General features: G+C 37.2%; 24 protein-coding genes and 1 pseudogene. 22 read left to right on the forward strand and 3 right to left on the reverse strand.

What is annotated here, in order from left to right; genetic code table 11:
• Nucleotides 1–135: 135 nt before the first annotated feature.
• From FBF83_RS20070 to FBF83_RS20100, 7 genes are all read left to right on the forward strand, one after another.
• Nucleotides 136–1,164 carry an LLM class flavin-dependent oxidoreductase gene (locus tag FBF83_RS20070; RefSeq protein WP_136948872.1) on the forward strand — a complete coding sequence of 343 codons (1,029 nt, stop codon included), beginning with the start codon at nucleotides 136–138 and terminating at the stop codon, nucleotides 1,162–1,164.
• A 63-nt stretch (nucleotides 1,165–1,227) separates the two neighbouring features.
• Nucleotides 1,228–1,578, forward strand: coding sequence for an IDEAL domain-containing protein (locus FBF83_RS20075; RefSeq protein WP_136948873.1), 351 nt, complete (start codon nucleotides 1,228–1,230; stop codon nucleotides 1,576–1,578).
• A gap of 70 nt (nucleotides 1,579–1,648) precedes the next feature.
• Nucleotides 1,649–2,065, forward strand: coding sequence for an RrF2 family transcriptional regulator (locus tag FBF83_RS20080; protein ID WP_048311837.1), 417 nt, complete (start codon nucleotides 1,649–1,651; stop codon nucleotides 2,063–2,065).
• Nucleotides 2,066–2,135: 70 nt separating this feature from the next.
• Nucleotides 2,136–2,636, forward strand: a complete 501-nt coding sequence (locus tag FBF83_RS20085) for a Crp/Fnr family transcriptional regulator (RefSeq protein ID WP_136948874.1) — start codon at nucleotides 2,136–2,138, stop codon at nucleotides 2,634–2,636.
• Nucleotides 2,637–2,648: 12 nt separating this feature from the next.
• Entirely contained in the window at nucleotides 2,649–3,284 is a 636-nt protein-coding gene (locus FBF83_RS20090; protein ID WP_136948875.1) for a nitroreductase family protein, read from the forward strand.
• Between the two features lie 124 nt (nucleotides 3,285–3,408).
• Entirely contained in the window at nucleotides 3,409–5,163 is a 1,755-nt protein-coding gene (locus FBF83_RS20095) for an ABC transporter ATP-binding protein (protein WP_136948876.1), read from the forward strand.
• Nucleotides 5,164–5,289: 126 nt separating this feature from the next.
• Nucleotides 5,290–6,825, forward strand: a complete 1,536-nt coding sequence (locus FBF83_RS20100; RefSeq protein WP_136948877.1) for an FAD-dependent oxidoreductase — start codon at nucleotides 5,290–5,292, stop codon at nucleotides 6,823–6,825.
• 87 nt (nucleotides 6,826–6,912) lie between these two features.
• Here the strand turns inward: FBF83_RS20100 and FBF83_RS20105 are convergent, their stop codons facing one another.
• Nucleotides 6,913–9,330: a S8 family serine peptidase gene (locus FBF83_RS20105; RefSeq protein ID WP_240688159.1), complete on the reverse strand. Its 2,418-nt coding sequence runs from the start codon at nucleotides 9,328–9,330 to the stop codon at nucleotides 6,913–6,915.
• Nucleotides 9,331–9,522: 192 nt separating this feature from the next.
• On the reverse strand, nucleotides 9,523–10,875 hold the full coding sequence (locus FBF83_RS20110) for an alanine/glycine:cation symporter family protein (protein ID WP_136948878.1): 1,353 nt from the start codon (nucleotides 10,873–10,875) through the stop codon (nucleotides 9,523–9,525).
• 196 nt (nucleotides 10,876–11,071) lie between these two features.
• On the opposite strand from FBF83_RS20110, the gene FBF83_RS20115 reads away from it, so the two are divergent.
• The 5 genes from FBF83_RS20115 (at nucleotide 11,072) to FBF83_RS20135 (ending at nucleotide 16,688) form a co-directional block, all read left to right on the forward strand.
• Nucleotides 11,072–11,839: an SDR family NAD(P)-dependent oxidoreductase gene (locus FBF83_RS20115; protein WP_136948879.1), complete on the forward strand. Its 768-nt coding sequence runs from the start codon at nucleotides 11,072–11,074 to the stop codon at nucleotides 11,837–11,839.
• 192 nt (nucleotides 11,840–12,031) lie between these two features.
• Nucleotides 12,032–13,087 carry a GGDEF domain-containing protein gene (locus FBF83_RS20120; RefSeq protein ID WP_136948880.1) on the forward strand — a complete coding sequence of 352 codons (1,056 nt, stop codon included), beginning with the start codon at nucleotides 12,032–12,034 and terminating at the stop codon, nucleotides 13,085–13,087.
• Nucleotides 13,088–13,185: 98 nt separating this feature from the next.
• Nucleotides 13,186–13,824, forward strand: coding sequence for an SDR family oxidoreductase (locus FBF83_RS20125; protein WP_136948881.1), 639 nt, complete (start codon nucleotides 13,186–13,188; stop codon nucleotides 13,822–13,824).
• Between the two features lie 217 nt (nucleotides 13,825–14,041).
• Complete coding sequence (locus FBF83_RS20130) at nucleotides 14,042–15,451, forward strand: alanine/glycine:cation symporter family protein (RefSeq protein WP_169525658.1); 1,410 nt, start codon at nucleotides 14,042–14,044, stop codon at nucleotides 15,449–15,451.
• Between the two features lie 352 nt (nucleotides 15,452–15,803).
• Complete coding sequence (locus tag FBF83_RS20135) at nucleotides 15,804–16,688, forward strand: hypothetical protein (RefSeq protein ID WP_136948882.1); 885 nt, start codon at nucleotides 15,804–15,806, stop codon at nucleotides 16,686–16,688.
• 33 nt (nucleotides 16,689–16,721) lie between these two features.
• Here FBF83_RS20135 and FBF83_RS20140 read toward each other — a convergent pair whose 3' ends face one another.
• Nucleotides 16,722–17,456 carry a hypothetical protein gene (locus FBF83_RS20140; protein ID WP_136948883.1) on the reverse strand — a complete coding sequence of 245 codons (735 nt, stop codon included), beginning with the start codon at nucleotides 17,454–17,456 and terminating at the stop codon, nucleotides 16,722–16,724.
• 267 nt (nucleotides 17,457–17,723) lie between these two features.
• Between FBF83_RS20140 and FBF83_RS21020 the strand changes: the two genes are divergently transcribed.
• The 10 genes and pseudogenes from FBF83_RS21020 (at nucleotide 17,724) to FBF83_RS20185 (ending at nucleotide 24,891) form a co-directional block, all read left to right on the forward strand.
• Nucleotides 17,724–17,873, forward strand: coding sequence for a hypothetical protein (locus FBF83_RS21020; protein ID WP_169525660.1), 150 nt, complete (start codon nucleotides 17,724–17,726; stop codon nucleotides 17,871–17,873).
• A 234-nt stretch (nucleotides 17,874–18,107) separates the two neighbouring features.
• Nucleotides 18,108–18,545 carry a GNAT family N-acetyltransferase gene (locus FBF83_RS20145; RefSeq protein ID WP_136948884.1) on the forward strand — a complete coding sequence of 146 codons (438 nt, stop codon included), beginning with the start codon at nucleotides 18,108–18,110 and terminating at the stop codon, nucleotides 18,543–18,545.
• A 79-nt stretch (nucleotides 18,546–18,624) separates the two neighbouring features.
• Nucleotides 18,625–19,525: pseudogene (locus FBF83_RS20150) on the forward strand (aminoglycoside phosphotransferase family protein).
• 563 nt (nucleotides 19,526–20,088) lie between these two features.
• Nucleotides 20,089–20,664 (forward strand): class I SAM-dependent methyltransferase, encoded by a 576-nt coding sequence (locus FBF83_RS20155; RefSeq protein ID WP_136948885.1) that lies wholly within the window; start codon nucleotides 20,089–20,091, stop codon nucleotides 20,662–20,664.
• Nucleotides 20,665–20,729: 65 nt separating this feature from the next.
• Nucleotides 20,730–21,506: a carbon-nitrogen hydrolase family protein gene (locus FBF83_RS20160; RefSeq protein ID WP_240688161.1), complete on the forward strand. Its 777-nt coding sequence runs from the start codon at nucleotides 20,730–20,732 to the stop codon at nucleotides 21,504–21,506.
• A gap of 115 nt (nucleotides 21,507–21,621) precedes the next feature.
• A complete protein-coding gene (locus FBF83_RS20165) occupies nucleotides 21,622–21,945 on the forward strand; it encodes a hypothetical protein (RefSeq protein WP_240688160.1) in 324 nt (107 codons plus the stop codon).
• Nucleotides 21,946–22,120: 175 nt separating this feature from the next.
• Entirely contained in the window at nucleotides 22,121–22,405 is a 285-nt protein-coding gene (locus FBF83_RS20170; RefSeq protein ID WP_136948887.1) for a hypothetical protein, read from the forward strand.
• A gap of 502 nt (nucleotides 22,406–22,907) precedes the next feature.
• Nucleotides 22,908–23,303, forward strand: coding sequence for a hypothetical protein (locus FBF83_RS20175; protein WP_136948888.1), 396 nt, complete (start codon nucleotides 22,908–22,910; stop codon nucleotides 23,301–23,303).
• Nucleotides 23,304–23,601: 298 nt separating this feature from the next.
• Complete coding sequence (locus tag FBF83_RS20180; RefSeq protein WP_136948889.1) at nucleotides 23,602–23,931, forward strand: hypothetical protein; 330 nt, start codon at nucleotides 23,602–23,604, stop codon at nucleotides 23,929–23,931.
• Between the two features lie 381 nt (nucleotides 23,932–24,312).
• Nucleotides 24,313–24,891 (forward strand): histidine phosphatase family protein, encoded by a 579-nt coding sequence (locus tag FBF83_RS20185; RefSeq protein WP_136948890.1) that lies wholly within the window; start codon nucleotides 24,313–24,315, stop codon nucleotides 24,889–24,891.
• Nucleotides 24,892–25,251: the final 360 nt, after the last annotated feature.

The following is a 25,251-nucleotide window of genomic DNA, read 5'->3' on the forward strand; positions in this document are numbered from 1 at the left end:
ACCATAAGGGCGTGACGGTTCGTTTTTTGTTTGCAATAAAAGTGAAGTGGTTAAAAGCAAATTGCTTTGTGAGATTAAGAAAAGCTGTTACGATGAACTGTAATAATTCGTTTTACATTAAAGGGGCGGTTATATATGAAATTAAGCGTACTTGATCAATCTCCTGTATCAAGAGGTAATACGCCAGTAGATGCACTTAGAGAAACGACAAAACTAGCTCAAGAGACTGAGAAACTTGGGTATCATCGTTTTTGGGTTTCAGAGCACCATAGTACGAAAAGCCTTGCAGGCTCCAGTCCAGAGGTGTTGATCTCACATTTGGCTGCAAATACAAATACGATGAGAATCGGGTCAGGTGGTGTGCTTCTGCCACACTATAGCCCATATAAGGTAGCTGAAAATTTTCGAATGCTTGAAACTTTAAATCCAAATCGAATTGATCTTGGACTTGGACGAGCGCCAGGAGGAATGCCTAATGTTACAAAAGCACTCGCCGGTGGTAATAGTATGGGTATCGATCATTATTTAGAACAAGTGAATGAATTGGCCTCTTATTTAAAAGGAGAGGATCCAAATCGACTGAATGTAAGAGCGACACCGCTTGGTCGTACAACTCCTGAAATGTGGTTGCTTGGCTCAAGTGCTGCAAGTGCAATGATGGCAGCTCAGCGTGGATTAGCATTCACATTTGCTCATTTCATTAATGGAAATGGTGGATCAACAGTAGTCGATCGTTATTTGAGTCGCTTTGTACCGTCTGAATTTAATGAAACACCTCAAACAAACGTGGCTATTTTTGTTGTTTGTGGAGAAACCGAAGAAGAGGCAGAATATCTCGCCTCAGGTCTTGACCTCGCTATTCTTTTAATTGAACAAGGAAAATCTGGAGAAGGGTTCCCATCACCAGATGAAGCACATCAATTCTCATATAGCGTGTTTGATAAAGAACGTATTCGGGAAAATAGAAGTAGAATGATCGTAGGAGATCCGGAGCAGGTAAAGAATCAAATCGAGGAACTTGCCTCAAAGTATCAAACGGAGGAAGTTATTATTAATACGATCACTCATGACTTTGAATCACGAATAAAGTCATATAAACTCATTGCGGAAGCGTTCGACTTAAAGGAAAACGCTAGTCTTGACAAAACCAACTGTAATAATTAAAATTACACTATATCTTGAATCAGTTGGAACACAAACTAGTCTTCCAAATAAGGAGGGAGAAAAATGATGAACCAACTACATCAGCAATCTCAGTATCAAAAAGGTGATTGGGTAACAGGAAAATCAGTCCATGATGAATTAATTCATGGTTATGTAGAATCAGTAAATAACTATCTTGGAACGATTAAAATATTCGTTCTTGAATGTGATAATCCAGAAACAGTAGGGAAAACAATTGAAACTTTCCAGAATCGTATTTCCCAGCTTGAAGAGCCTGATTTTGAAAAAGATGAATCATATCTTTTAAACTTAATTGAAGTATCATTAATTACTAAAGATAAAGAATGGTTTATGGAGCTTTCAGATCAACTTAACCAACTTAGAAATGAATCAGAGGAAGTAGTTCTCTGTTAAAATTTTCTTGCCAGCTATAAATGGAATACGATAGGATGGAAGTGGAAGAAAGTGTAGGGAGGAACTGCAATTGAATAGTGATTTTACTCTCGCCGTGCACAGCTTGGCGTTGCTTGCGATCAAGCCTGGACAAATGGCGACAAGCGACTACCTTGCTGGAAGTGCTTCAGTCCATCCCGTTCGTATGAGGAAAATTCTTAGTTTACTCAAAAAAAGCGATTATATCGCTTCAAAAGAAGGCGCTGGCGGTGGTTTCACCCTAGCCTGTCGAGTAGAAGATGTTACGCTTGATAAGATTTACAATCTAACATCTGTTGGGGCCCTTAAGCCTAAGTGTCCTGACTCAAATGAATATTGCCTCGTAGGAGCGAACTTGTCTAGTGTACTTGGCGACATATTTACAGATGCTGAGAATCATTTAACAGCATTTTTGCAACAATACACGATTCGTGATATCATTCAGAGCCTAAAGCAAAAACAATTGTAATCGATTGTTTTTGTTTATTACCCGAACTGTAATAAAAATAATTTCAATAATTTATTGGGGGTGAGCAGACATGAGTAAAGGTCTGGCAGAAAGAAACGTAAAAAGCAAATTGAACACGAAGGATTGGAACAAGTTAGAACGTTCGGGTCAGCAGATAAAACGAAATGAAGCTAGAATGTTAATTAAGCCAGAACATACAAATCGTGATGTTTACATTATCAAAAAGGGAAGTGTTGCAATTTACCATGCTGATAACATGGAAACACCACTCGCGGTGCTTGGAGCAAATGATGTTCTTGGCAACCGGTCCATCTTTGTACATCAAAATTTGTATGCAAAAACTATTACTGATGTTGAGCTCATTCGACTCGATCAAACAGCCTATCGTACTTTTTATCTGGCATATCCGGAACTCGCGATTAAGTTAACAACTGAGCTCTCTAGATTGAAGTTAATTATTGATTTTCCTGAAAGAACTGCAAATTCATTTTTATCACAAGTAAAAAGTGGTTTACAAAACTGGGTCAACAAGACAACAGGTAAAAAAGGAAGATACTGCCACAATTGCTAAAGGAGAGTAATCATGTCTGTAGGTACGCAAGAAAAGCAAAGTGTTTTAGAAGTAATGAAAGAGCGACATTCTGTAAGAAAGTTCGAGAAGGGTGTTAAGATTCCTGAAGAGGTAATGGATGAAATGCTCAATGCTACTATTGAAGCACCATCATCATGGAACTTGCAACATTGGAAGTTCTTAGTGATTGAAAGTGAAGAACAAAAAGAGAAGTTGCTTCCGATTGCGTTTAACCAGCAACAAATTGTTGATAGCTCAGCAACAATTGTGATTCTAGGTGACACAGAAGCTAACCTTCATGCTGAAGAAATTTATGGACAAGCAGTGGAACTAGGCTTTATGGAAGATGCAGTGAAAGAAGCGCTTGTTAGCCAGATTAATGGTGCTTACCAACGTGAAGGCTTTGCATTAAGTGAAGCGATCAAAAACAGTTCACTCGCAGCGATGCAGCTAATGCTAGCAGCAAAAGCAAAAGACTACGACACGGTTGCAATGGGTGGATTCAATCCGGTAGCACTTGTAGAAGAGTTTAACATTCCATCACGTTATGTACCGACGATGCTCATTTCTGTTGGTAAAGCAGCTGTTGAAGCACATGGAACAGCTCGTTTTCCGCTAGAACGTGTCGTTGTTAAAGAAAGCTTCTAAATTGAATACATGACCAATCAAGGGAGGGGGAAACCCCTTCCTTATTTATGTATAAAAAAGCGTTAAATGTCATTGCTAGAGAAATAGAGCTATACTAGTGGGAGTGAATCAAGGGGGAACTGGTATGAAAGAAAAGCATAAAGAAAAACGGATGAATTGGCGCGATCTTTCCAAGCTGATTCGTGATACGAGACCTTCCAAACTTTTAGTTTCAATTGCTATATTTATGAGTGTGGTTGGGACAATAGCCGGATTGATTGTACCGTATTTCACCAAAAATTTAGTTGATCAGCTGTCTGCTAGTACACTTTCATCAAGTGTCATTGGCTTATTGATCGCTGCCTTTATCGTACAAGCTATTTTCTCTGGTCTCTCGATGTATCTTCTTCTCTATATTGGTGAGACGGTAGTAGCTCGTCTTCGTCAGCGTTTAATGAACAAGGTGCTATCGCTTCAGGTTGCCTATTTTGATAGCAATCGGGTAGGTGATACAACGAGTCGCATCGTAAATGATACAGGTGTGATTAAAGATTTAGTATCGAATCACTTAATAAATTTACTAACTAGCACACTTTCCATCGTAGGTTCAATCGGTATCCTACTCTATCTTGATTGGAAGTTAACTGCGATTTTACTTGCTGTTGTTCCAATTATGATGATCGGTATCCGTTTCATTGGAAAGCGAATGTATAAAGTATCGAAGGGACTACAGGAGGAAACGGCTAAATTTACAGCAACGATTACTCAGGTCCTTTCAGAAGTACGTCTTGTAAAATTCTCGATGGCAGAAAATGTTGAAGAGGAAAATGGAAAGCAAGGAATTAACAACGTTTTCTCATACAGTATGAAAGAAGCAAAGATATACGCTCTATTAATGCCGCTTATGACGTTATTACTAATGGGTGTTCTCGTAATTATTGTGGGATATGGTGGTGTTCGAGTCTCAACGGGAGAGTTAACAGCAGGAGAGCTTGTTGCATTCTTGCTATACCTTTTCCAAATCATTATCCCCTTTAGCTCAATGGCCCGTTTCTTAACGGCCATTCAGAAAGCTATGGGGGCAACAGAACGTCTTCAAGTTCTCCTACAACACGATAGCGAAGAACGAACAAGTGGTGATGAAGTGGTCGATCCAGCTCAGTCACTTACTTTTCACGAAGTTGAATTTTCATACGGAAAAGAAGCAGTACTCAAAGGGGCATCTTTCAATGTTCCACCTGGCAAAGTTACAGCTATTGTAGGTCCAAGTGGGAGTGGAAAAACGACAACCTTTTCCTTGATCGAGCGATTCTATAAACCACAACATGGTTCGATTACCCTTGGTGGGAAAGATATTCATACCTTCTCGCTTCAATCGTGGCGTAAACAAATCGGATATGTTTCACAGGAAAGTCCGCTCATTGCAGGATCAATACGAGAAAATATCTTATATGGACTAGAGCATACCGTTTCAGAGCAAGAACTAAAGGAGGCAGCAGAGCAGGCCTATGCCCTTCCTTTCATTATGGAGCTTCCGGAAGGCTTTGACACTGAAATAGGTGAGCGGGGTATTAAGCTTTCGGGTGGCCAGCGACAGCGTATTGCCATAGCGCGAGCCATTGTAAGAAATCCATATATTTTGTTATTAGATGAAGCAACATCAAGTCTCGACAGCACGTCGGAAGTTCAGGTTCAACGAGCACTAAATAATCTGATGGAAGGCCGAACGACCATTGTGATTGCACATCGACTGTCTACTGTTGTCCACGCTGATCAAATTCTTGTGATGGAAAATGGAATGGTTTCAGGAAAAGGGACGCATGAAGAACTTATGAGAGATAGCAGTCTCTATAAGGCATTAGCTCAGCAACAATTTCAAATAGATGAGAAGCTTTCATAGTTTCTATAAAAACTATAAAGTAAAAGACTTATCTCTATCGTGGAGATAAGTCTTTTTGTGTACACGGTATGAATCACTCTTAAATGGTAAAAATAGGAGAGTTGATTCCTTAAGGAGGTTTTCCTATTGAAACCGAGTAAAGAATGGCCAGATGCTCCTGAACCGATTTGGCAAATTAATAAAGAAATCACTTCTCACCCGTCTCTTAATGAAAATATAGAGACAGATGTTGTCATTGTAGGTGGTGGAATAACAGGCATTACATCTGCTTATCTTCTAGCAAATGAGGGGCTAAGAGTTGTCCTACTAGAAGCAAATCAAATTCTAAACGGAACTACCGGTCATACAACAGCAAAAATCACTACTCAACATGACCTTATTTATGATGAATTCTTAAATCACTTCGGCAAGGAAAAAGCACAGAAATACTATCAAGCAAACACAGAAGCTTTAAAGTTTATTAAGCAAACGATTGAGAAAAATACTATTTCTTGTACATTCTCTGAAGAAGATGCTTATCTCTATGCCACAACTCCAGAATATGCAAGAAAGCTAACGAACGAGATGCGAGCTTACCAGCAGCTTGGCATTAATGGGGAGTTCGTGAACAGCTTGCCAATTGATCTCTCAATTAAGGCTGGAATCGTTATGAAAAATCAGGCTCAATTTGATCCTGTTGCCTATTTGACACCCCTTGTTGAGGCTTTTTTAGAAAAGGGAGGGCAACTATATGAACAAACGGTGGCAATCGATGTTCAGAAAGGCACAAAACCAATTGTTGTGACGAAAAAAGGTTCAACTGTGACAGCCAAACACGTACTAGCATGCACGCATTTCCCGTTCTATGACGGAAATGCTCTCTATTTCACACGAATGTACGCTGAAGCCTCTTATGTCCTAGCTGCTTCTACTAAAAAGGATTTTCCAGGGGGCATGTACTTAAGTGCTGAAGATCCAAAGCGATCACTAAGGAGTCATACCTTTAACTGTGAAAAGCTCGTGCTTTTTGGTGGTGAAAGTCATAAAACCGGTCAGGGGAACAGGTTAAGCGACCACTACAAAGCGCTTAAATTCTTCGCTGAAGAAACTTTCGGAGTGAAGGAAGTTGCCTACAGATGGTCGGCAGAAGATTTTTATACACTAGATAAACTACCATACATAGGTCCTGTAACAAAAGGACAAGAAAATGTTCTAATCGCGACGGGCTTCCACAAATGGGGCATGACGAACGGTACAGCTGCTGCGCTACTTTTCCGAGATTACGTTCTAGCAAACGAAAATCCGTATATGGATTTGTTTGTACCTTCCAGATTCTATGCTGATCCAAGCATGAAAACATTTTTGGTGCAAAATGCTGATGTGGCAGGACATTTTGTTAAAGGGAAATTATCCATTCCTAAGAAGAAACTATCAGAGTTAAACAAGGATGAAGGAGCCGTTGTTCGCATCAACGGGAAACGGGCGGGAGCTTACAAAGATTCTGAAGGGTCTATCCACCTCGTCGATACGACATGTACTCACTTATACTGTGAGGTTGAATGGAATGATGGCGATCGAACGTGGGATTGCCCATGTCATGGATCTCGATTTGGATACGATGGCAAAGTTGTGGAGGGTCCAGCAGATAGACCGCTAACGAATTTATCAGATGAACTTGAATAGGTACCAGATTTTAGAACGTTCACTCCATAAAAAAAGCGGCACTCTCATATCGATCGAGTGCCGCTTTGTATTGTAATGAAAGAAACTTTAATACTGATTAAAGAACCGAGTCATGGAAACTGCAAGCTCTCCACGAGAAACTTTTGAAGTTGGGTTGAAAGCAGCATGAATGGTTGGTTCTTTATCATATGGTCCCTGTGATGATGTGAATTGAGCATTAAGGATACCGAGATCGAGTGCAAGCTGAACATAGCCTTTTAGATCGGATGGGATAGTGCTCGCATCCGTAATCGCAATTCTTTCCCCTTTGTAAGCTACTGAAACGTCGCCATTAAAGCTTTGTGCCTCTTCTTGTAAGCCTAAGCTTTGTACAAGAGAGTAAGCGAGTTCAGCACGAGAGACATTTCCAGACGGATTGAATTTGTCGTTAGCGGTTTTTAGCATAACGCCGTTGAAGCTATGCGCGCCTTTTAGAGCTGCACCTTTTGCAAGAACAGCTTCGATTGCCGCATTGTCGGTCCCTTGCTCAACCTGACGGATACCTGATCCCATCACAAGGTAGTTAGCGAGATCTTCACGAGTTAGCAATTGATCTGCATAAAACTTCCCACCACTTTTGGCATCAAATAGACGCTCTTGAATGCCAAGCTTGATTGCTGATTCGGCAGGATGGCCATTGATATCTGTTAAACCTGATAGAGTACTAGCTGTTTTTTGGGTTAACGTTCCGACTACTTCTTCTGGTAAAGCAGCCCCAGGATAAGCACTTACTTCAAGCTTCCAGTCACCTGCAACTGGGTTATCAACGGTGATAGTATTTACAAGGTCGATACTATAAGTAGGGTTGAAGCCTGATTCGTATTCTTCCCCATTCGGGTCCGTAATTGTGAAAACAAGTGGATTTCCACCTTCTTCTGTATACGTATCTCCGTCTGCATACATTTTAGCGACGAGCTGAGATTGGTTTTCTATCACATTAAATGTTAGTTCGTTTGTAGAAGTTGGGCTATAGTCGATTTTGTAATTCTCTCGGATCACGTTCATTGAGCTAACCGCATTGAAGGTTTGATCTTTATTTACAGTAGCGCCATATGTTTTGTTTCGATTCATAGCAAGGTCAACAGCAGCATAAGCATTCACATATCCTGAACCAACTTCATATGCTTCGCGACCTGGCATATTTGTAGCTGTCTGACTGATGATTTCCTTTACTTCACCAGGTGTTAAATCAGGGTTAGCATCTAATAGTAAAGCCGCAATCCCTGCCACATGAGGCGTAGCCATCGATGTCCCTTGTAGTGTCGTGTAATAAGGAAGGTAAGCTGTAGGGATAAGGTTTCTATCTTTACTAGTATTAAGGACACCAACAGGTGATAGGGTTCTTGCTGAAATGATGTCGACTCCTGGAGCTGTTACGGTCGGTTCATCTTTCCATGTCCACGTTTCTCCATCTAGTTCAAACGTTTCACTAACCCCTCTTGTACCACGAGAGGAGAAGCTTGCTAGCGTTCCATCCTTTTTTCCAGCTGCAACTGAAATGACCCATGGTGCTTTTGCGTAAGGATTGTGAGTATCTTCACCTGGACCTGCATTGCCAGCTGCAAAAAGTACCGTGATGCCATTATCATAAGATCGTTTTGTCGCAACGTTTACAGGATCATCAACGAAGAAGTCATCATTCGATCCCCATGAGTTTGTAATCACCTTGATGTTATATCGTTCTTGATTTTCAATGGCATAATCAAATCCACCAACAAGATCAAGAATCAGTACACCGCCACCTGAACCGTAGCCAATCATATCTGCGCCAGGAGCAACGCCTTCATATAATCCAGCGGAGGCTGCTCCAGTTCCGCCAACTGTACCAGCTACGTGAGTACCGTGACCCGAATTTGTATCCGTGTTTGCAACGTCTTCTACGTAAACGACAGGTGCTAAACCTGTTGAACTAGGCATATTTGTTGTTCCCATAACGTTCTGAACAAGATTCTTTCCTAGCTTCATATCAGGGTGAGTCCCATCAACGCCACTGTCGTTCACCACTACCCCGATGTCCTTACCTGAAACAGGTAAACCACCATTCGCTTTTCTCATTGCATCGTTCGTACGAACTTTGTTAACGCCAGTTAGATCTGTTGAATCTCCGTTATAAAATTCAACATTACGATTGAGGTAAAGAGAGCGAACATCGCTTTCTTTAGATAGTTCTTCAATTTGACTCTTTGTAGCAAGGACACCTGCAATAGGTAACGATCGCATTGTGATTCCTGTTTTAATTCCTAAAGATTTCAAGACGTTCACGTTATCTTTTGTTGGTGCATCATTCCCGTAAAAGGTAACAATAACATTAAGTAAACCAGCGCTTGTTTTCATTTCTTCCACTAGATGTTTATCCAAAGTTGTGTTGTTGTTGTTAGCACTTGCATTTCCTGCCCCAACAGGTAGGAAAAGTGTAACGACTAGAAGAGCTACGATAAATAGGTTAATCGAATGACGGTGCTTCACATGATCCGCTCCTTTTTATACTGAAATTTCAGATAATAGTATACTTAAATTATCACATTGAGAATGCTAGATAGCTATCATCTGAAAGGCATAAAGCGATCATAATAAAAGTAGTAGATTTGGATAGTGCTTAAGGAGTAATTTAGTAGTATAAAAAAGAGACTCGCCAGTTGACGAGTCCCTTGTGTTATTTTAATTCGATATACCGGTTGATTGTGCTTCACGCTTTTCTTCTTTAACTTTTTCCATAAATCGTTTGGTTTCAGCTACAACTACTCCAGAGAGTCCGAGTAGACCAATTAAGTTTGGTAGTGCCATTAAACCATTAAAGATATCGGCAAGTAGCCACACGACGTTTAGCTTTAATGTCGTACCTACAAATACAGCAAGAACGAAAACATAGCGATAGTATTTAATCGATGCGTCTCCGAAAAGATAGGAGAAACATTTCTCACCATAATAAGACCAGCCAAGAACGGTAGAGTAAGCAAAAAGAATGAGTCCAATTGTTACAATGAGTGCACCAGGAACACCTAGAAACTTCTCGAAAGTTGCAGTAGTCAGTGCAGCGCCATTCAAATCTCCTTTGTAAAGATCCCCCATTACAAGTGCAATTCCCGTGATGGAACAGACGACAATTGTATCAATAAATACTTGAGTCATGGATACTAGCGCCTGTCGTCCTGGATAATCTGTTTTTGCTGCAGCAGCTGCAATTGGAGCAGATCCAAGACCAGCTTCATTGGAAAATACACCACGTGCAACACCAAAACGGATAACAGCACCAATCGCACCACCTGCGACAGCTTCACCAGTGAAAGCATCTGTGAAAATAAGTGAAACAGCAGCAGGAACTAAATTAAAATTCATGAAAATAACGACTAATCCACCAATGACGTAGAATAAAGCCATAACAGGAACGAAGTAAGCCGTTACTTTACCGATGCTTTTAATACCACCTAGAATAACCATACCTGTGAATACCATTAACACTAGACCAGTAATCCATGGCGCAATGCCAAATGTCGAAACGGCATCAGCAACTGAGTTAGACTGTACCATGTTTCCAATCCCAAAAGCGGCAAAAGCCCCAAAGAAAGCAAAAACCATACCAAGCCATTTCATGTTCAATCCTTTATCAAGGTAGTACATTGGGCCACCTGACATTTCACCCTTCGAGTTAACCGAACGATACTTAACCGCTAGTATGGCTTCAGCATACTTTGTTGCCATTCCGAAGAGGGCACTAATCCACATCCAGAATACGGCACCGGGTCCACCAATAAAAACAGCTGTTGCAACACCGGCAATATTCCCTGTTCCGATCGTTGCTGCAAGAGCTGTCATGAGAGCCTGAAAGTGAGAAATATCTCCTTCAGAAGTCTTATCCTGACGCTTCGTGAATGCTTGTTTTAAAGCATATGGAAGCATGGTGATTTGGAGAAAACCAAGACGTACAGTGAGGTAAATACCCGTTCCTACAAGTAAAATGAGCAACGGCCATCCCCATACAAATCCACTTATCGCACTTAATGCAGCTTCCAATAAAAACTCCTCCTTTTATGTACATTAATACTAAATATTCTAACAAATTATCGCAAAAACCTTTATAAAGCCAAATATTTTTTAGAAAATGATGTCGAATCACTATTAAAGCGTTTTCATAAAAAACTCATAAGCATTCATATGGAGCGGAAGGACAGAATTGGGTATGGTAGAGAATATGAAGGAGGAAGATACCATGCGATACTTTGATTTATCAGATAAAGTGGCAGTTGTAACTGGTGGTGGTAGAGGAATAGGAAAAACCATCGCCCTTGCCTTATCGGAAGCAGGAGCTACCGTTGCAATTATTGGTCGGACGAAAAGTGTGTTGGATGAAGCAGCTAACGAAATAAGCAGTGAAACAAATAGAAGAGTGTATCCATTTGTAGGAGATGTGACGGATGAAGAGAGCATTAATGAAGTAATAAAGAACGTTCATCAGACGATGGGCTCTATCCACATTCTTGTGAACAACGCTGGGAAAACAGTTCGTAAAACGATTGAAGAACTTGAACCTCATGAATGGGATGAGGTCATGACGACAAATGCTAAATCAGTTTATATGATGACGCGGGCTGTGCTTCCTGATCTTAAAGAAGGAGAAGGAACAAGGGTCATTAACATTGCATCAATGGCAAGTGAAGTAGGACTCCCTTTCTCTACTCCTTATGGACCTAGTAAAGCGGCTGTCGTGCAATTAACAAAGCAGCTGGCGCAGGAGTTGTCACCACTAGGCATTACCGTGAATGCAATTAGTCCAGGATTTATTAAAACACCATTCAATGAGAAAGCACTTGAAAACAAGATCTTAGTAAACAAAATTAATGGAAGCAACTCGATGCATCGAATTGGACAGTTAGAGGAATTAATCCCAGCCGTTCTTTACCTTGCTTCCCCGTATTCGACTTATACAACGGGGCAGAATTTATTAATTGATGGCGGGACAACCTCACATGCTTTCTAGAATAAGAAATTAACAAAGAATGAATTTAAATGGTAAAGCGGGTTGGAACGCAAATCAACTCACCATTTAAAAAAGAAGAGACCTTCTTTTTTTAATAGCACATTCATCAATTTCAAGTAATACTAAATTATGTATCATTCATTCATTTGATGGTAGAGTTAAGAAAAACTAGACATAGTGGAAGTGAAAGATATGATGCAATCATTATTAGCGAACTTTTCTATCCTTTTATTTATGCATCTTTGTATACAAAGCGTTTATTATATTGCTTTTCGTAAACAATTGCCGGATAGTTTTGTCGCAATACTTCATGTAGTTATTGTAGCTGTAGGAATTATTCTTTTATATATGCTTCCTGTAACGTTAAATGATTACCGCTTTGATTTAAGGACGATCCCAATGGTTTTTATTGTTTTGTATCATGGGTACAAACACGGATTGAGTGTGCTGGCAATTGTGATTGTTGCAAGGTTTGCGTTTCCGGGTGAATCACTCATTGTTGAACTTCTTTATACACTCGTAATACCAACGATCGTAACATTGGTATTTCGAAATAAAATCATGAACACTATTTCCTATTTCAGTCTGTTTATTTATTTTTCAGCTATATGGGTTATGTCAGACGCTGTATTAGGGTTAATGATTTTTGGTGCTAATACCACCATTTCAACTTACGTCCTTCACTTTATTTCGTTTCAGCTATCAGCGATGATCATGTATTTCTTTATTCAAACAAGCACGAAGAATTTAGAAATGAGTGAACAGCTTCGTTATTATGCAGAGCATGATTCACTAACGGGTCTTCTTAATCTTCGAAGTTTTCTTAAGCAAGCTAAAGAACGAGAAAGCAAGTTGACTCAATTCGTTGCTATGATTGATTTAGACTACTTTAAAGTTATTAATGATACGTATGGGCATTTGAATGGCGATCGAGTATTAGAAGAGTTCTCTTCATTTTTATCTCTCCAGAGTGATGAGTGGCTCATGGGAAGATACGGCGGCGAAGAATTTATTCTACTGATTGAAGTAGAGCAAACATCCGATGCGTATGACAGAATGAAAAAGCTTCAAGCCGCATTACATAACCACCTCTTTACAACAGAAACAGGAGAAAAAATTGAGGAGGTTTCCATCTCAATTGGTCTAGCTGAATGGCCTCAAAATCAATCGATTATGCCCGCCATTGATCAAGCAGACCATAACCTTTACCAAGCAAAGAGGAACGGTAGAAATCAAGTGTGGGTGTAATGTTCCTTCCTTTAATAGCTAAAAACACATCGAGAGGTTTAAAAAAGTTATTTTGCGGAATATAACAGTTGTGAAGGTTTTTAAAGGAGGAAATATAAATGAAAGTACTAGTGATCGGTGCAAACGGACAAGTAGGAACACATTTAATTAAATCTTTGGCTGAACGTGGCCATGAAGCAGTAGGTATGATTCGAAATACAGATCAAGTCAAAGCAATTGAAGATGCTGGTGGAAAAACCGTATTAGGCGATCTAGAGAAAGATTTCTCTCAAGCATTATACGGATGTGAAGCCGTTATTTTCGCAGCTGGATCTGGTCCACATACAGGTGCAGATAAAACAATTATGATTGATCAAGAAGGTGCTATTAAAGCAATAGACGAAGCGAAGCAACAGGGAATTAAGCGTTTTGTTATGTTAAGTACCGTAGGTTCTGACAATCCTGAAAAAGGACCTGACAACATGAAGCCTTATCTTTATGCGAAAAAACGTGCTGATGAGCATCTGAAAGCGACGAATTTAAATTATACAATTCTTCGTCCAGGTAGCCTTTCGAATGATCCAGGCACTGGCCAAATCAGAGCTGCTGAAAGCCTAGATGACAAATCAGGTCAAATTCCACGTGAAGATGTTGCAGCTGTATTGACTGAAATCTTGGAGAATGATAATACGTACCACCGCACATTTGAAATTCTAAATGGTGACCTCAGCATTAGTGACGCTCTCGGGCAATTATAAAAGATAATGCAAGTGTATGAGAGACTTGATGGAATTCCCGTTAAGTCTCTTTTCGCTTGGAGAAAGTTACTAATTGTCATTTCTACATAACTATAGTAAAAATTAAATAGTGACTATATCACCATTTTTGTGAGTAGAAATTGCGAATATATCTTAGGAATGATAATGTGATAAAGGTTGATCGTTGAAAGCGTTAACAAAAAGGGGTAGAGAGAGAATGAACATCTTAGAATCGCTAGAGAAAATTAATGCTATTCTGTGGGGAGCGCCTAGCCTTATTCTGTTATTTGGAACAGGCGTATTTCTGACAATGGTCCTTAAAGGACTTCAATTTCGCAAACTTGGTTATGCGTTCAAACTAGCTTTTTCAAAGGAGAAGGAAGAAGATAGTGGTGCTGAAGGTGACGTAAGTAATTATAAAGCGTTAATGACATCACTTGCTGCTACAATCGGAAATGGTAATATTGCTGGTGTAGCTACGGCCATTACCATTGGCGGACCTGGTGCAATTTTCTGGATGTGGATTGTAGGGTTGCTGGGAATGGCTACGAAATATGGGGAAGCCCTACTTGCGATGAAGTATCGTGTGAAAAATGACCGTGGCGAATATGCGGGTGGTCCTATGTATTATGTCGAAAGAGGACTTGGCCCAAAATGGAAATGGCTTGCAATCTCCTTTGCATTATTTGGTGCGATTGCTTCATTAGGAATTGGGAACAGTGTACAGTCCAATACAATCGCAAGTGTTGTTGATGAAAGCTTCAATATCGACGGTTGGGTGACTGGAGTGATACTTGCAGTTCTTACTGCACTCATCATATTTGGCGGAGTGAAACGAATCAGTTCAGTAGCTGGTTTCTTTGTGCCAATTATGGCTGTTTTATATATCGTAGGATCACTCATTATTATTGGCCTAAATGTCGATTCAATTATTCCAGCAATGAAATTAATCTTCACCTATGCTTTTTCACCTATTTCAGCAGTAGGAGGATTTTCTGGTGTTATTGTAATGGAAGCAGTAAGATCTGGCGTATCGAAAGGAATTTTCTCAAACGAAGCTGGTCTTGGTACGGCAGCACTTATTGCAGGTAATGCAAAAGCAGAACATCCAGTGAGACAGGCACTTGTAGCGATGACAGGTACGTTTATCGTTACGATCGTTGTTTGTACAATGACAGCACTTGTTCTCATTATGACAGGCTTCTGGGATCCAACAGGTGGAGACCTTTCTGGAGTGGTACACGATCCAACTCTTGAAGCTGGGGCACTAACAACCGCAGCATTTGGATCAAGCCTTGGTCTAATCGGAGAGTATATCGTGACGTTCTCAGTTATTTTCTTCGGTTTCTCTACCATCATTGGTTGGTATGTATATGGATATAAATGTTTCGAATATTTGGTAGGCACGAAAGTAACAGTTTATTACGGAGCGGTTTATATCCTTGCTTGCTTTGTTGGAACCGTCGCAAACCTTACCACAGTCTGGGCATTCGCAGACATGGCAAACGCTCTAATGATGATTCCTAACTTAATTGCTTTGCTACTACTATATAAAGTCATTAAGAGTGAAACAGACGATTACTTTAATCGTTATCTAGTAGAATATGAAATGAAACAGGCTAGCTGAATTGAAGTGATTGCGAAAACACACCAATAGAATAATATAGAAGTTCAAAGTAGTTCAGTTTAGGAGTACAAAAGTTTTATTTGTACTTTTAAATGGACTACTTTTTTAATATATAATCGCATCACGAATGATTTATGGAAATGTATAGGAAAATTGCGAGTAAATTTGTGTGGTGAAATGGTAAAATTAAGGTGTTGTGTGGAAGATGTAGTGTTCAATTAAAGGGCAGGATTGTTGAATAAGCAGATTTGACATTCCCGCTAAATAAACACCCAATTTTATGAATTTAATGGAAAAATAAACCTTTTTATGCTAAGTTGATAATAAAACAATGATGGAGGGTGTAAGGTTATTGAGTATAATTAAATCATTTTCTGTAGATTGCGGAGATATGTTTTATATAAAACATGGATCAGATAATTTTACAATAATTGATTGTAACCTTTCTGATAGAAATGAAGCTGATATTGTTGATGAGCTAATTGATGAATCAAAAGACAAGGGGATTAAAAGATTTATATCTACTCACCCAGATGAAGATCATATATGTGGTATAACATATCTTGATGAAAGAATGGGAATAGGTAATTTTTATTGTGTAAAGAATGAAGCAACAAAAAAAGACCCTAGTAAAGATTTTATTAAATACTGTGAATTAAGAGATTCAGAGAAAGCTTTTCACATTCAAAAAGATTGTAGTAGAAAATGGATGAATATTAGTGACGATGATAGAGGTGGTTCTGGAATAAATATATTGTGGCCAGATATAAATAATCCAGATTATAAAGAGGTCCTATCAAAAGTAAAAAATGGTGATAGTCCTAATAACACGTCAGCAATAATAAAATATGGTTTAGAAAATGGGGTCACCGCTTTATGGATGGGCGATTTAGAGAAAGATTTCATGGAAAAAATTGAAGACTATGTAGATTGGCCTAGTATTGATATATTGTTTGCACCACATCACGGTAGAAAGAGTGGGAAAATCCCTAAAACTATTCTTGACAAGTTGAAACCAAAATTAATAGTGATCGGAGAAGCTGCATCTATACATTTAGATTATTATGATGGTTACAATAAAATGACGCAAAATTCCACTGGAGATATTCTATTTGAATGTGTAACTAATAAAGTACACGTACATGTTAGAAATGAAACATATAGTGTTAATTATTTAGACTACGAAACTATAGAAAGTTTCGAGGGATTAAACTATATTGGAACGTTGAATTTATAAAAAATCACTTGAAGCCTCTTATTTTTGAGGCTTTCAAGTGATTTTTTCGCAGGTAGCTAATAATGTTCTTGCGTATGTCCTAGAAGTACTTTCAACCCACTTTTTTCTTACAAAGAAAAGCCAAAGTAAACTAAAAAAAACACTTAAAAATATAGAAATTATTACTTTTAGTGGTGATTCTAAAAGGTTGAAACTATGTGATTGGTATAATCCAAATAGGTCGATAGCCAATGAAAACATAGCGAAAAATATTCCAAACGGCTTAATTCCCAACATATTTCTACTAAAACCATAGTTAATATTGTCTTGATAAAGTAAAGAATACTTAGTGTTATCTCTAGTTTTTTCAAGTAACCAATCGACTGCAGATTTATATTGCTCTCTATATAATGCAGGATTTTTAATTTCTTCTTTTTTATTGGGTAAGTTTAATTCATCAATATGCTCATTTAGGAAATTGTGGTATCTCTTCTTAGTTTGATTATTAATTGTATTATCTGTATGAGAAAGGAAAATTACTGAAGGAAAGTCCCCCCATTCTTTTAGTAGTTGGGTTTGTAATTTTTTCCCCCGTTCTCTAGCAACTTTGGCTAAAAAAAATAAAATGATTATTAATATAAATATTGTAATAAAACTAGATTCAAAACTAATAAGTTCTGGATACCAAATTAAGATAGTTAGACTAAATGGAGCAATTGTTATTAATCCAGGAAAGATTCTTGCTTTTAATTCGTATTGACTAAAGATATCTAGAATCTTATCAGACAAAATTACACCCCTCTATTTTAAAAATAAATCATATTAACATTTTACCATAAATGTTAAATATAGATATTTAGGGCAAAACATAAGTTGAAAAGTTATAATACAAGAAGATAATTCAAAGTTACCACTCTTTATTCTGTTAAATCGGAGCTTATCTGTAATAGGATAGGCTTTTTTTGTAAAATAAATGATTGAGTTATTTACGCTCCTTTGAAACAATTGGAATAGAGTTTTAGATATTGAATTGAAGGTATAAAAGGTGGAATGAAGATGAAAGGATTATTTATTTCAATATTTACTTTTATAATAGTTTGGGCATTATATGGGGTATTTTTCAATGACTTTGAAGAGGATATTTTATTTCTTACAATAATAGGGATTATTACTGGTTATAACATAGGTAAAAGACAGCGTGATTAATGTAGATGTAGAAAGTATTTCTTCCATTATCTCGGAGCAATTGTGCAATATAATAGCAGCGTAAACGTTGAAGAACGATCTTCATTTATCGGGCGTAATTCCCCACTGAGGGATTACGTCTTTTCTTTCAAGAAAAGGGTTGAGTATGTGGATGGGTTTTGAATAATTGGAATTAAACGGCAGGGGAGTTATGATACAATTAGTCCAAATTTACAAAAAAGGGGAAATAGAGTAATGGATGCTTTAAGGATAAAAGAACTACACTCAAAGGCTGAAATTATTGAAGCATTTCCAGTAATGAAGCAATTAAGAGCTCACCTAGATGAAGATACATATCTCGACCTGGTATTAGAGGCAAAAGAAATAGATAGGTATAAAATGATTGCCCTAATCAATGGAGAAGAAATAGTTGCAGTAACTGGATTTAAGCCGATGACCACCCTTTATTACGGTAGGTTTGTATGGGTTTGTGATTTAGTTACAAACGATAATGAGCGTTCAAAGGGATACGGTGAGAAACTACTTACCTATGTTCATAATTGGGCAAAAGAAAATAAATATGAAAGTGTTGCATTATCTTCGGGGTTACAGCGTAAAGATGCACACCGTTTTTATGAAAATAAGATGGATTATGACAAAGTAAGTTATGTATTTAAAGCAACTTTAAAATAACTCCCTTATACTGCAATCTCGGAGCGATTATTTAGCAACAGGAGAAAAGTAAATATAAAAATAAGGTGGAGGTGATAACGTGGATAATGTTCTTCTAACTCTGCAAAAAAAAGTGAGCTGCTTAGCTAATGCTTCTAAGATTGAAAAATTAAATAAAGGATATTCTTTAGATGAAAAATACATAGTTTCTTTTCATGACAGAAAATATCTATTGCGAATAAGTGATTTGGAAAGATATGAGAGGAAAAAAGCTGAATTTCAAATATTAAATAAGCTTTGTGATTTAAATGTTCAATCTCCTAAACCAATTGATTTAGGGATTAATAATGAATTGCGAATTTGTTATAGCATTTATACCTTTATTGAAGGTAGTGATGGTATAGAACTATTGGATGAACTGAATAATCATCAACAACTAAGGATTGGATTTGACGCTGGAATTCAACTATCTAGGATGCACTTTTTAAAAGCACCATTATCATTGGGATCTTGGTATGAAAGAGCTATGGCAAAACATTATCGATATCTAGAAGCGTACAAACACTGTGATATTAAAATACATAATGACGAAAAAATTATCGATTTTATAGAAAGAAGTAAACACTGGTTAAAAGATCGTCCTAATCATTTTCAACATGATGATTTTCACTTGGGGAACATCATTGTTCAAGACAATAAATACGCAGGTGTCATTGATTTTGATAATTTTGATTGGGGTGATCCAATTCATGACTTTGTAAAAGTAGCTTTGTTTCAAAGAGAGTTAAGTGTGCCGTTCTCCACTGGACAAATTAAAGGTTATTTTAACGAAGAGGTACCAGAAACTTTTTGGTCACTGTATTCAATTTATAATGCAATGGTCAGTAGTTTGGTCGTTACGATTTACTCCTGATCAAGTAGATGAAATGATTGGAAGAATTTATAATATACTTGAAGATCACAAAAATTTTGAGCTAGTAAAACCTTTATGGTTTAAATGAATATATTTTCTTTGTTCCGTTATATCGGAGCTTATCTGAAATAAGATAGTCTTCTTTTGTCTGAAATAAAGGATTGAGTTATGCTCGCCATTTTGAAATAATTGGTATTAAGGGGGAGCCGAATGAAGGTGTTTTTAAAGGTGTTAGATATAATTATTAATATAATAATTATATCAGTTGTGGTGTTTTTTATAGTTAGTACTTGGGTAGGGTACATTTCTGAGTATATCCGACCTAACTATGATTATAAGTGGTTATGTATTTTAGGAATGATAGTTGGCTTTGTTCTTAAATTTTTTAATAGAGAAATAGGGTTTTTGATAATTATAGTAGGGATAGTTTGTTGGTTCATCTTTTAACCATAGTAAGTATTTGATTTTTAGAAGTCACTTGTAGTTGCTTCATCTTAGTACTATAGGTCGATAGCGAAGAGTAAATGGGAATTCTTTACTGATGAAATTGGGCAGTTTAATAGAAGACTCGAATTCGAGATAAACACTTGAATTACAAGGTATTACCTATAAATGTATAGAATGTGATATATTCCATTAATCTCAAAGGGGATGTCTACAATCAAAACAAGAGAAGCAATTAAAGTTGTTATTGGCGCAGGGGAACACTCGAATAATCCTGATTGGATTCAAACTCAAGAAGCAGAACTAGATTTATTAAATGAAGTTCATTGGAAAAGCAGATTTAAAGTGAATTCAATAGAGGCTATTTTAGCGGAACACGTATGGGAGCATTTAACATACGAAGAAGGAAAGGCAGCCGCATTAAATTGCTTTAACTATCTAAAACCAAGTGGTTACATTCGTTGCGCCGTTCCAGATGGTTATTTTCCTGATAAGGATTACCAACAGGGAGTTCAAGTAGGAGGACCTGGTCCAAGTGATCATCCAGCAGCGAGTCATAAAATTGTACATAATTATAAAACGTTAAAATCAATGTTTGAAGAGGCTGGATATGAAGTTAACTTACTAGAATATTGTAATGAAAACGGAGAGTTTATTTATAATAATTGGGATGAGAGAGAGGGGTTTATCTATCGCTCAAAGAGGTTTGATCATCGCAATGCAGAAGGAGAATTAGGTTTTGTTTCTGTCATAGTTGATGCTATAAAGCTACCCACAACATAATTACTTTATAATACAATTTTCTGCTTTAGGGAGCAAAATCTTTCGAAGGGGGTTATGGTTTGAAAATGACCATTGCTTTAACACATTTCTCTCCAACTCTAAATGTGTTTGAGAATTTAGTAAGAATGAAAAGATTGATCTCCAAAGCAAAAGAGAATGACATTATAGTCATGCCCGAAGGCTGCTTATCTGGGTATAATGAAAGCTTATCTTTTCTGAACTCTTCTGTTGCCTTCCATATAGAGTCGTCATTAGAACAGCTTCAATCAATCGTTGATGAAAAAAATATTCATTTAATATTTGGATCATGTATCCTTGAAAAAGGAAGTTGGTACAATGCAGGAATCTACATGGCGCCTCATAGAATTAGGTTCATTTATAAGAAAGTGAATTTAGCCTTCCATGAAAGAGAATATTTACAATCTGGTAATGAGCTTTCTTGTTTTAGATTACATCAGGGAGATTTAAGTATTACGGCTTCTATACAACTTTGTCGAGAAATTAGGTTTCCAGAGCAATGGAAAGCCTTAGCTCAGGAAGGTTCGCAAATTACTTTTTATTTAACTAACGTAACAAATTCAGATAATCTGTTGGTTTGGAATGCACATTTAATAAGCCGTGCAGCTGAAAATCAAAGATTTCTTGTTTCTTCAAATATATCTCATCCTGAGCAGGGGTGCTCCTCAATGGTCATTTCTCCATTTGGGAATATTATTAAGAAGCTTCCGGCTGATATAGATTCAATAGAAAGAATCTCTATTGACTTAAATGAAAATTCAAATTGGTATTTAAGCCAAACTCGCCGAGATGTAGTTAATATTGTTACGAATCTAAAGAATTAAGGTTGGGTTTGGACTAGTTAATCTTTTTAAACACTACTTAATTACGTTGTTCCGCAATCTCGGAGCGTTTACTTAATAAAAAGTAAGCGCTCTATGTAGGTTTAGGAGCAGGCTAGTGAAAGAAGAGGATATTAAAACAGAGAGGAGTGGTAAAATGGCAATTGTTATAGGGTATGTAATTGCATTTATAGGTGTGTATCTAGCTCTTCTGCTAAGCATAGATAAACCAAAAAATAAAAAATATAAGGTATGGGGCATTGCTCTTATGGTACCAATTTCACCAGCTTTAGCTTTTGCGATAGGGTTAACCTATGCAGTCAGTGTAGGAAGTGGTTGGGCAGGGTTGATAATGTGGTATATTTTCCCCTTTATTTTCACAGTAGGACTCGTTATGTTATTGGTTGGTATTTTCAAGAAAGAAAAAACAGAAATAGTTTGAGTAGTTAAACTAACGGGTGCGATTGTTCAATAGAGCATTAGCCCATTAGCCCATTAGCCCTTTATTACATAAGCACAAGTAATATCAGTGGTTTAACCTATTTAACTGGCAGAGCAGTAATCTTTAATAAGTAAAAAGGGTTAGAATTTAAGTGAATATATATGGAGGTATAGTAATGTGGGCAATATTAGGGGTCATTGCCATAGTAGTAACTGTTATAAACCTTTCTTTGTATGCAGCAGGAAAGGATTATAAGCTTGCGATGGCGATGGGATTATCATTTACATCATTAACACTTTGTGCAGAATACAGTCTTGTATCTCGATGGGTAAGAGTGGAAGACTGGGCAGCTTTACTGGATGTAGTACCAGGTATGGAAAGAGCATTATGGTTTTTGACAATTGTTTCTATCTTACTAAATATAGCACCTATACTTTTAGAACGAAGAAGTAAGAAATAATCACAAATATTTAAGTATCATGATTTGGGTCCTCACTATCAGGAACAAGTTAAACTCGGAGATATCTCGATTTCAAGTCTCCCGCAAACTCGGAGCTTATCTGTAATAAGATTAGTAATTTTTGGCGTTTTAGAAGTATGTTTATAAAAAAAATATGGGGGCTTTTAATTTGAGCAAATACATTACAGCAGCAATCACAGCATTTTTCTTTGGTATTTTAGGCACATCACTTTTAGGTCCCTTGGGTTTTTTTATTACAGTCATTATTGTGACTTTATACTTGATTTATGAGGAACTACGTGAGATTAAAAGAGAGCTGCAGAGGACTAGCAGATCTTAATGAGTATATTCCTTGTTCTGTAATCTCGGAGCAAATGCTGAATAAAGAAGTAAGCATTCTAATCAATTCTAGGAGTATTTCTTTGGATGATTAGGCTAAAGTGAAGTCTGATTTGCCTTTTTATTTGAGGAGAGAAAATTTTGAAAGTTTTGGGGGGATATAATGAAATTTCGTTGGCACTACGTTCTCTATATGACTGGATTTATTGTGTTATTAGTTGTCTTAGGAGAGCTGAATGATTATTTTGATAGCAAGCAGCGGGCAACCTTTAACGTCTTTCCCTGGGAGATTATTGCAGCATTAAGCTACCTATCTATTGGGGGATATCTAGGTCTCCCTTTACTAATAAAAGAATACAACAAAACTGGTAAGTGGAGGGTGAATTTGCAAAAGCTAACCCTTATTGGTTTACCATCACTTTATCTTGCTTCTTCCTGGTTTATCCCAACTTCTATCCTCCCGGCGTTTCTTTTTCATAGTTATGAGGAGCTGAGTCTTGGTGGTATTATTGCTACGGGATATATAGCCACTATGAGCTTTACTAAAGAAAGTAAGTAATTAATATCGAAATTAAGGTGTCAGTAAAAAAGTTCGATTTTTACTTAATTTGTTAATCAACAACCTCGGAGTAGTTCTGTAATATCATAGCAGAGTAGAGGTTGAAGATCGATCTTCATTAATCGTTCAGCCAACTCAGTCAACGATTTTTTAACATATCAGATAAACTTAAAGATAAGAACCTCTCCTTCAGGTGATAGTGATACTTTCTACTATATACATGATAATATTAAAGTTGTTTTAAAACCTGATGGGAAATTGGTAACCGTCCATAAAAAATCTTAAGGAGAGTATTTGTATGGGTATTAAAGTTGATGACTATGATTTAATAGAGTTATTTGAATGTGAACCTGATTATTTATATGAGAAGGAACAAGGAATATTCATGATAAATAAAATGGATGATGTTGGTATCCGTTTACTCATGCTTGTATCGATTCATGAACAACGATGTAAAATAGATTTAATTAATGCACATAATGATAAGGCACTTATTGAACTTAAGTTTATGAACGTAATTAAGATAGAAAGAAAAGAAAATACGTTACTTATAATTTCAAAAGATAAAAAAGAACCATACACAGTTTGGTTTACTCCTCGAATCGCATTGCAAAGCATTACCTTTTAATCGTAAAAGAAGCTAATAAACAAACCTGTTTAATGTTACATAGAAAGAATATCGTGATCAAGGTATCGCTAAAGCATTGATTAAGTATATAGAAAATGATCTTTGAGTATAGATTCAAATTTCATATTTTTTCTGAGTAGCATTAGCGAAGAGAGGGGAAAGGCACGCAAACTTTACAAATCTTTTGGTTGCGATATAACAGGATATAGATTTGTAAAACTAATGATTGGGGACGGTTCTCATGATTTTTTTAATATTGGGGGCCATTGAATTGTCCACTTGCTCCATTAAATCGGAGCGTTTGCTTAAAAAGAAGTAAGCGCTCTATGTAGATATAATTGCGCGTTTATAGGGAAGCAAGAGTAAAAGGAGATAGATAGAATGACAACCATAGGGCTAATTAGACATGGAATTACGCAGTGGAATAATCTTGGTAAAGCACAAGGCACGTCAGATATTCCTTTAAACGAATTAGGTAGAAAACAAGCTACAAATATTGGCGCTAGGCTGCGAGAAGAAGGAAAATGGGATGTCATTATTTCAAGCGATTTAACAAGAGCAATTGAAACTGCACAAATCATTGGGAGTAAACTAAACTTACCTATAAGTCATTATGACATAAGAATTAGAGAAATAGATTGCGGGGAAATTGAAGGAACGACAGAAGAGGATCGCCTGGAAAAGTGGGGAAGCAATTGGCGTGACAAAGACCTAGGGATGGAAAGTTTTGAAGAAGTAGGTAAAAGAGGAATTGAATTTATTAAGGATATAGTCCATACATATAACGGCAAGCGAATATTAATAGTGAGTCATGGTGCTTTAATCGGTTTAACATTGCAAAAATTACTTCCCAGTAGGTTTCAAACAACTTATATAGATAATACATCGTTTACCATCTTAGAAAATATTAATGGAAATTGGGATTGTTCCTTATATAATTGTTCAAAACATTTAATGTAAGTGAATTTATAGCAGATCATAAACTCTTATTCCATTAAATCGGAGCGATAGTGGGATAATCTAATCGATGCTCCTCAATTTCCTGATCTAAGTGATGAAATCGAGTACAATTCTCTGTTAAGCAATCGGGGAACGTTTGCAGTTTGAAAAAACGCCTCACATCACCAATACCAATGGGTTTTATGCATCAACTATTTAGTCATAGGATTCGATTCTGGAATAACTCTAGTATAAATTTTATACTTCTGGGACATAATAGAATCAAGTTTACTTGATTGATAACCTAGGAGAGTGATGTCCATGTTATTATCGACGATATGGGAAAAGTACGAACTTGATAAGAAGATTGAGGGGTATTCC

It is taken from the genome of Guptibacillus hwajinpoensis, from assembly GCF_005144865.1.
GTDB classification, from domain to species: Bacteria; Bacillota; Bacilli; order Bacillales; family Guptibacillaceae; genus Guptibacillus; species Guptibacillus hwajinpoensis_A.

Bases quoted from the DNA above. Each gene is read 5' to 3' on its own strand.
- FBF83_RS20120 (WP_136948880.1), top strand. From the start codon at position 12,032: ATGATGCAATCATTATTAGCGAACTTTTCTATCCTTTTATTTATGCAT.
- FBF83_RS20075 (WP_136948873.1), top strand. From the start codon at position 1,228: ATGATGAACCAACTACATCAGCAATCTCAGTATCAAAAAGGTGATTGG.
- FBF83_RS20180 (WP_136948889.1), top strand. From the start codon at position 23,602: ATGGGTATTAAAGTTGATGACTATGATTTAATAGAGTTATTTGAATGT.
- FBF83_RS20185 (WP_136948890.1), top strand. From the start codon at position 24,313: ATGACAACCATAGGGCTAATTAGACATGGAATTACGCAGTGGAATAAT.
- FBF83_RS20130 (WP_169525658.1), top strand. From the start codon at position 14,042: ATGAACATCTTAGAATCGCTAGAGAAAATTAATGCTATTCTGTGGGGA.
- FBF83_RS21020 (WP_169525660.1), top strand. From the start codon at position 17,724: ATGAAAGGATTATTTATTTCAATATTTACTTTTATAATAGTTTGGGCA.
- FBF83_RS20175 (WP_136948888.1), top strand. From the start codon at position 22,908: ATGAAATTTCGTTGGCACTACGTTCTCTATATGACTGGATTTATTGTG.
- FBF83_RS20170 (WP_136948887.1), top strand. From the start codon at position 22,121: ATGTGGGCAATATTAGGGGTCATTGCCATAGTAGTAACTGTTATAAAC.
- FBF83_RS20155 (WP_136948885.1), top strand. From the start codon at position 20,089: ATGTCTACAATCAAAACAAGAGAAGCAATTAAAGTTGTTATTGGCGCA.
- FBF83_RS20115 (WP_136948879.1), top strand. From the start codon at position 11,072: ATGCGATACTTTGATTTATCAGATAAAGTGGCAGTTGTAACTGGTGGT.
- FBF83_RS20125 (WP_136948881.1), top strand. From the start codon at position 13,186: ATGAAAGTACTAGTGATCGGTGCAAACGGACAAGTAGGAACACATTTA.
- FBF83_RS20095 (WP_136948876.1), top strand. From the start codon at position 3,409: ATGAAAGAAAAGCATAAAGAAAAACGGATGAATTGGCGCGATCTTTCC.
- FBF83_RS20070 (WP_136948872.1), top strand. From the start codon at position 136: ATGAAATTAAGCGTACTTGATCAATCTCCTGTATCAAGAGGTAATACG.
- FBF83_RS20085 (WP_136948874.1), top strand. From the start codon at position 2,136: ATGAGTAAAGGTCTGGCAGAAAGAAACGTAAAAAGCAAATTGAACACG.
- FBF83_RS20145 (WP_136948884.1), top strand. From the start codon at position 18,108: ATGGATGCTTTAAGGATAAAAGAACTACACTCAAAGGCTGAAATTATT.
- FBF83_RS20160 (WP_240688161.1), top strand. From the start codon at position 20,730: ATGACCATTGCTTTAACACATTTCTCTCCAACTCTAAATGTGTTTGAG.
- FBF83_RS20090 (WP_136948875.1), top strand. From the start codon at position 2,649: ATGTCTGTAGGTACGCAAGAAAAGCAAAGTGTTTTAGAAGTAATGAAA.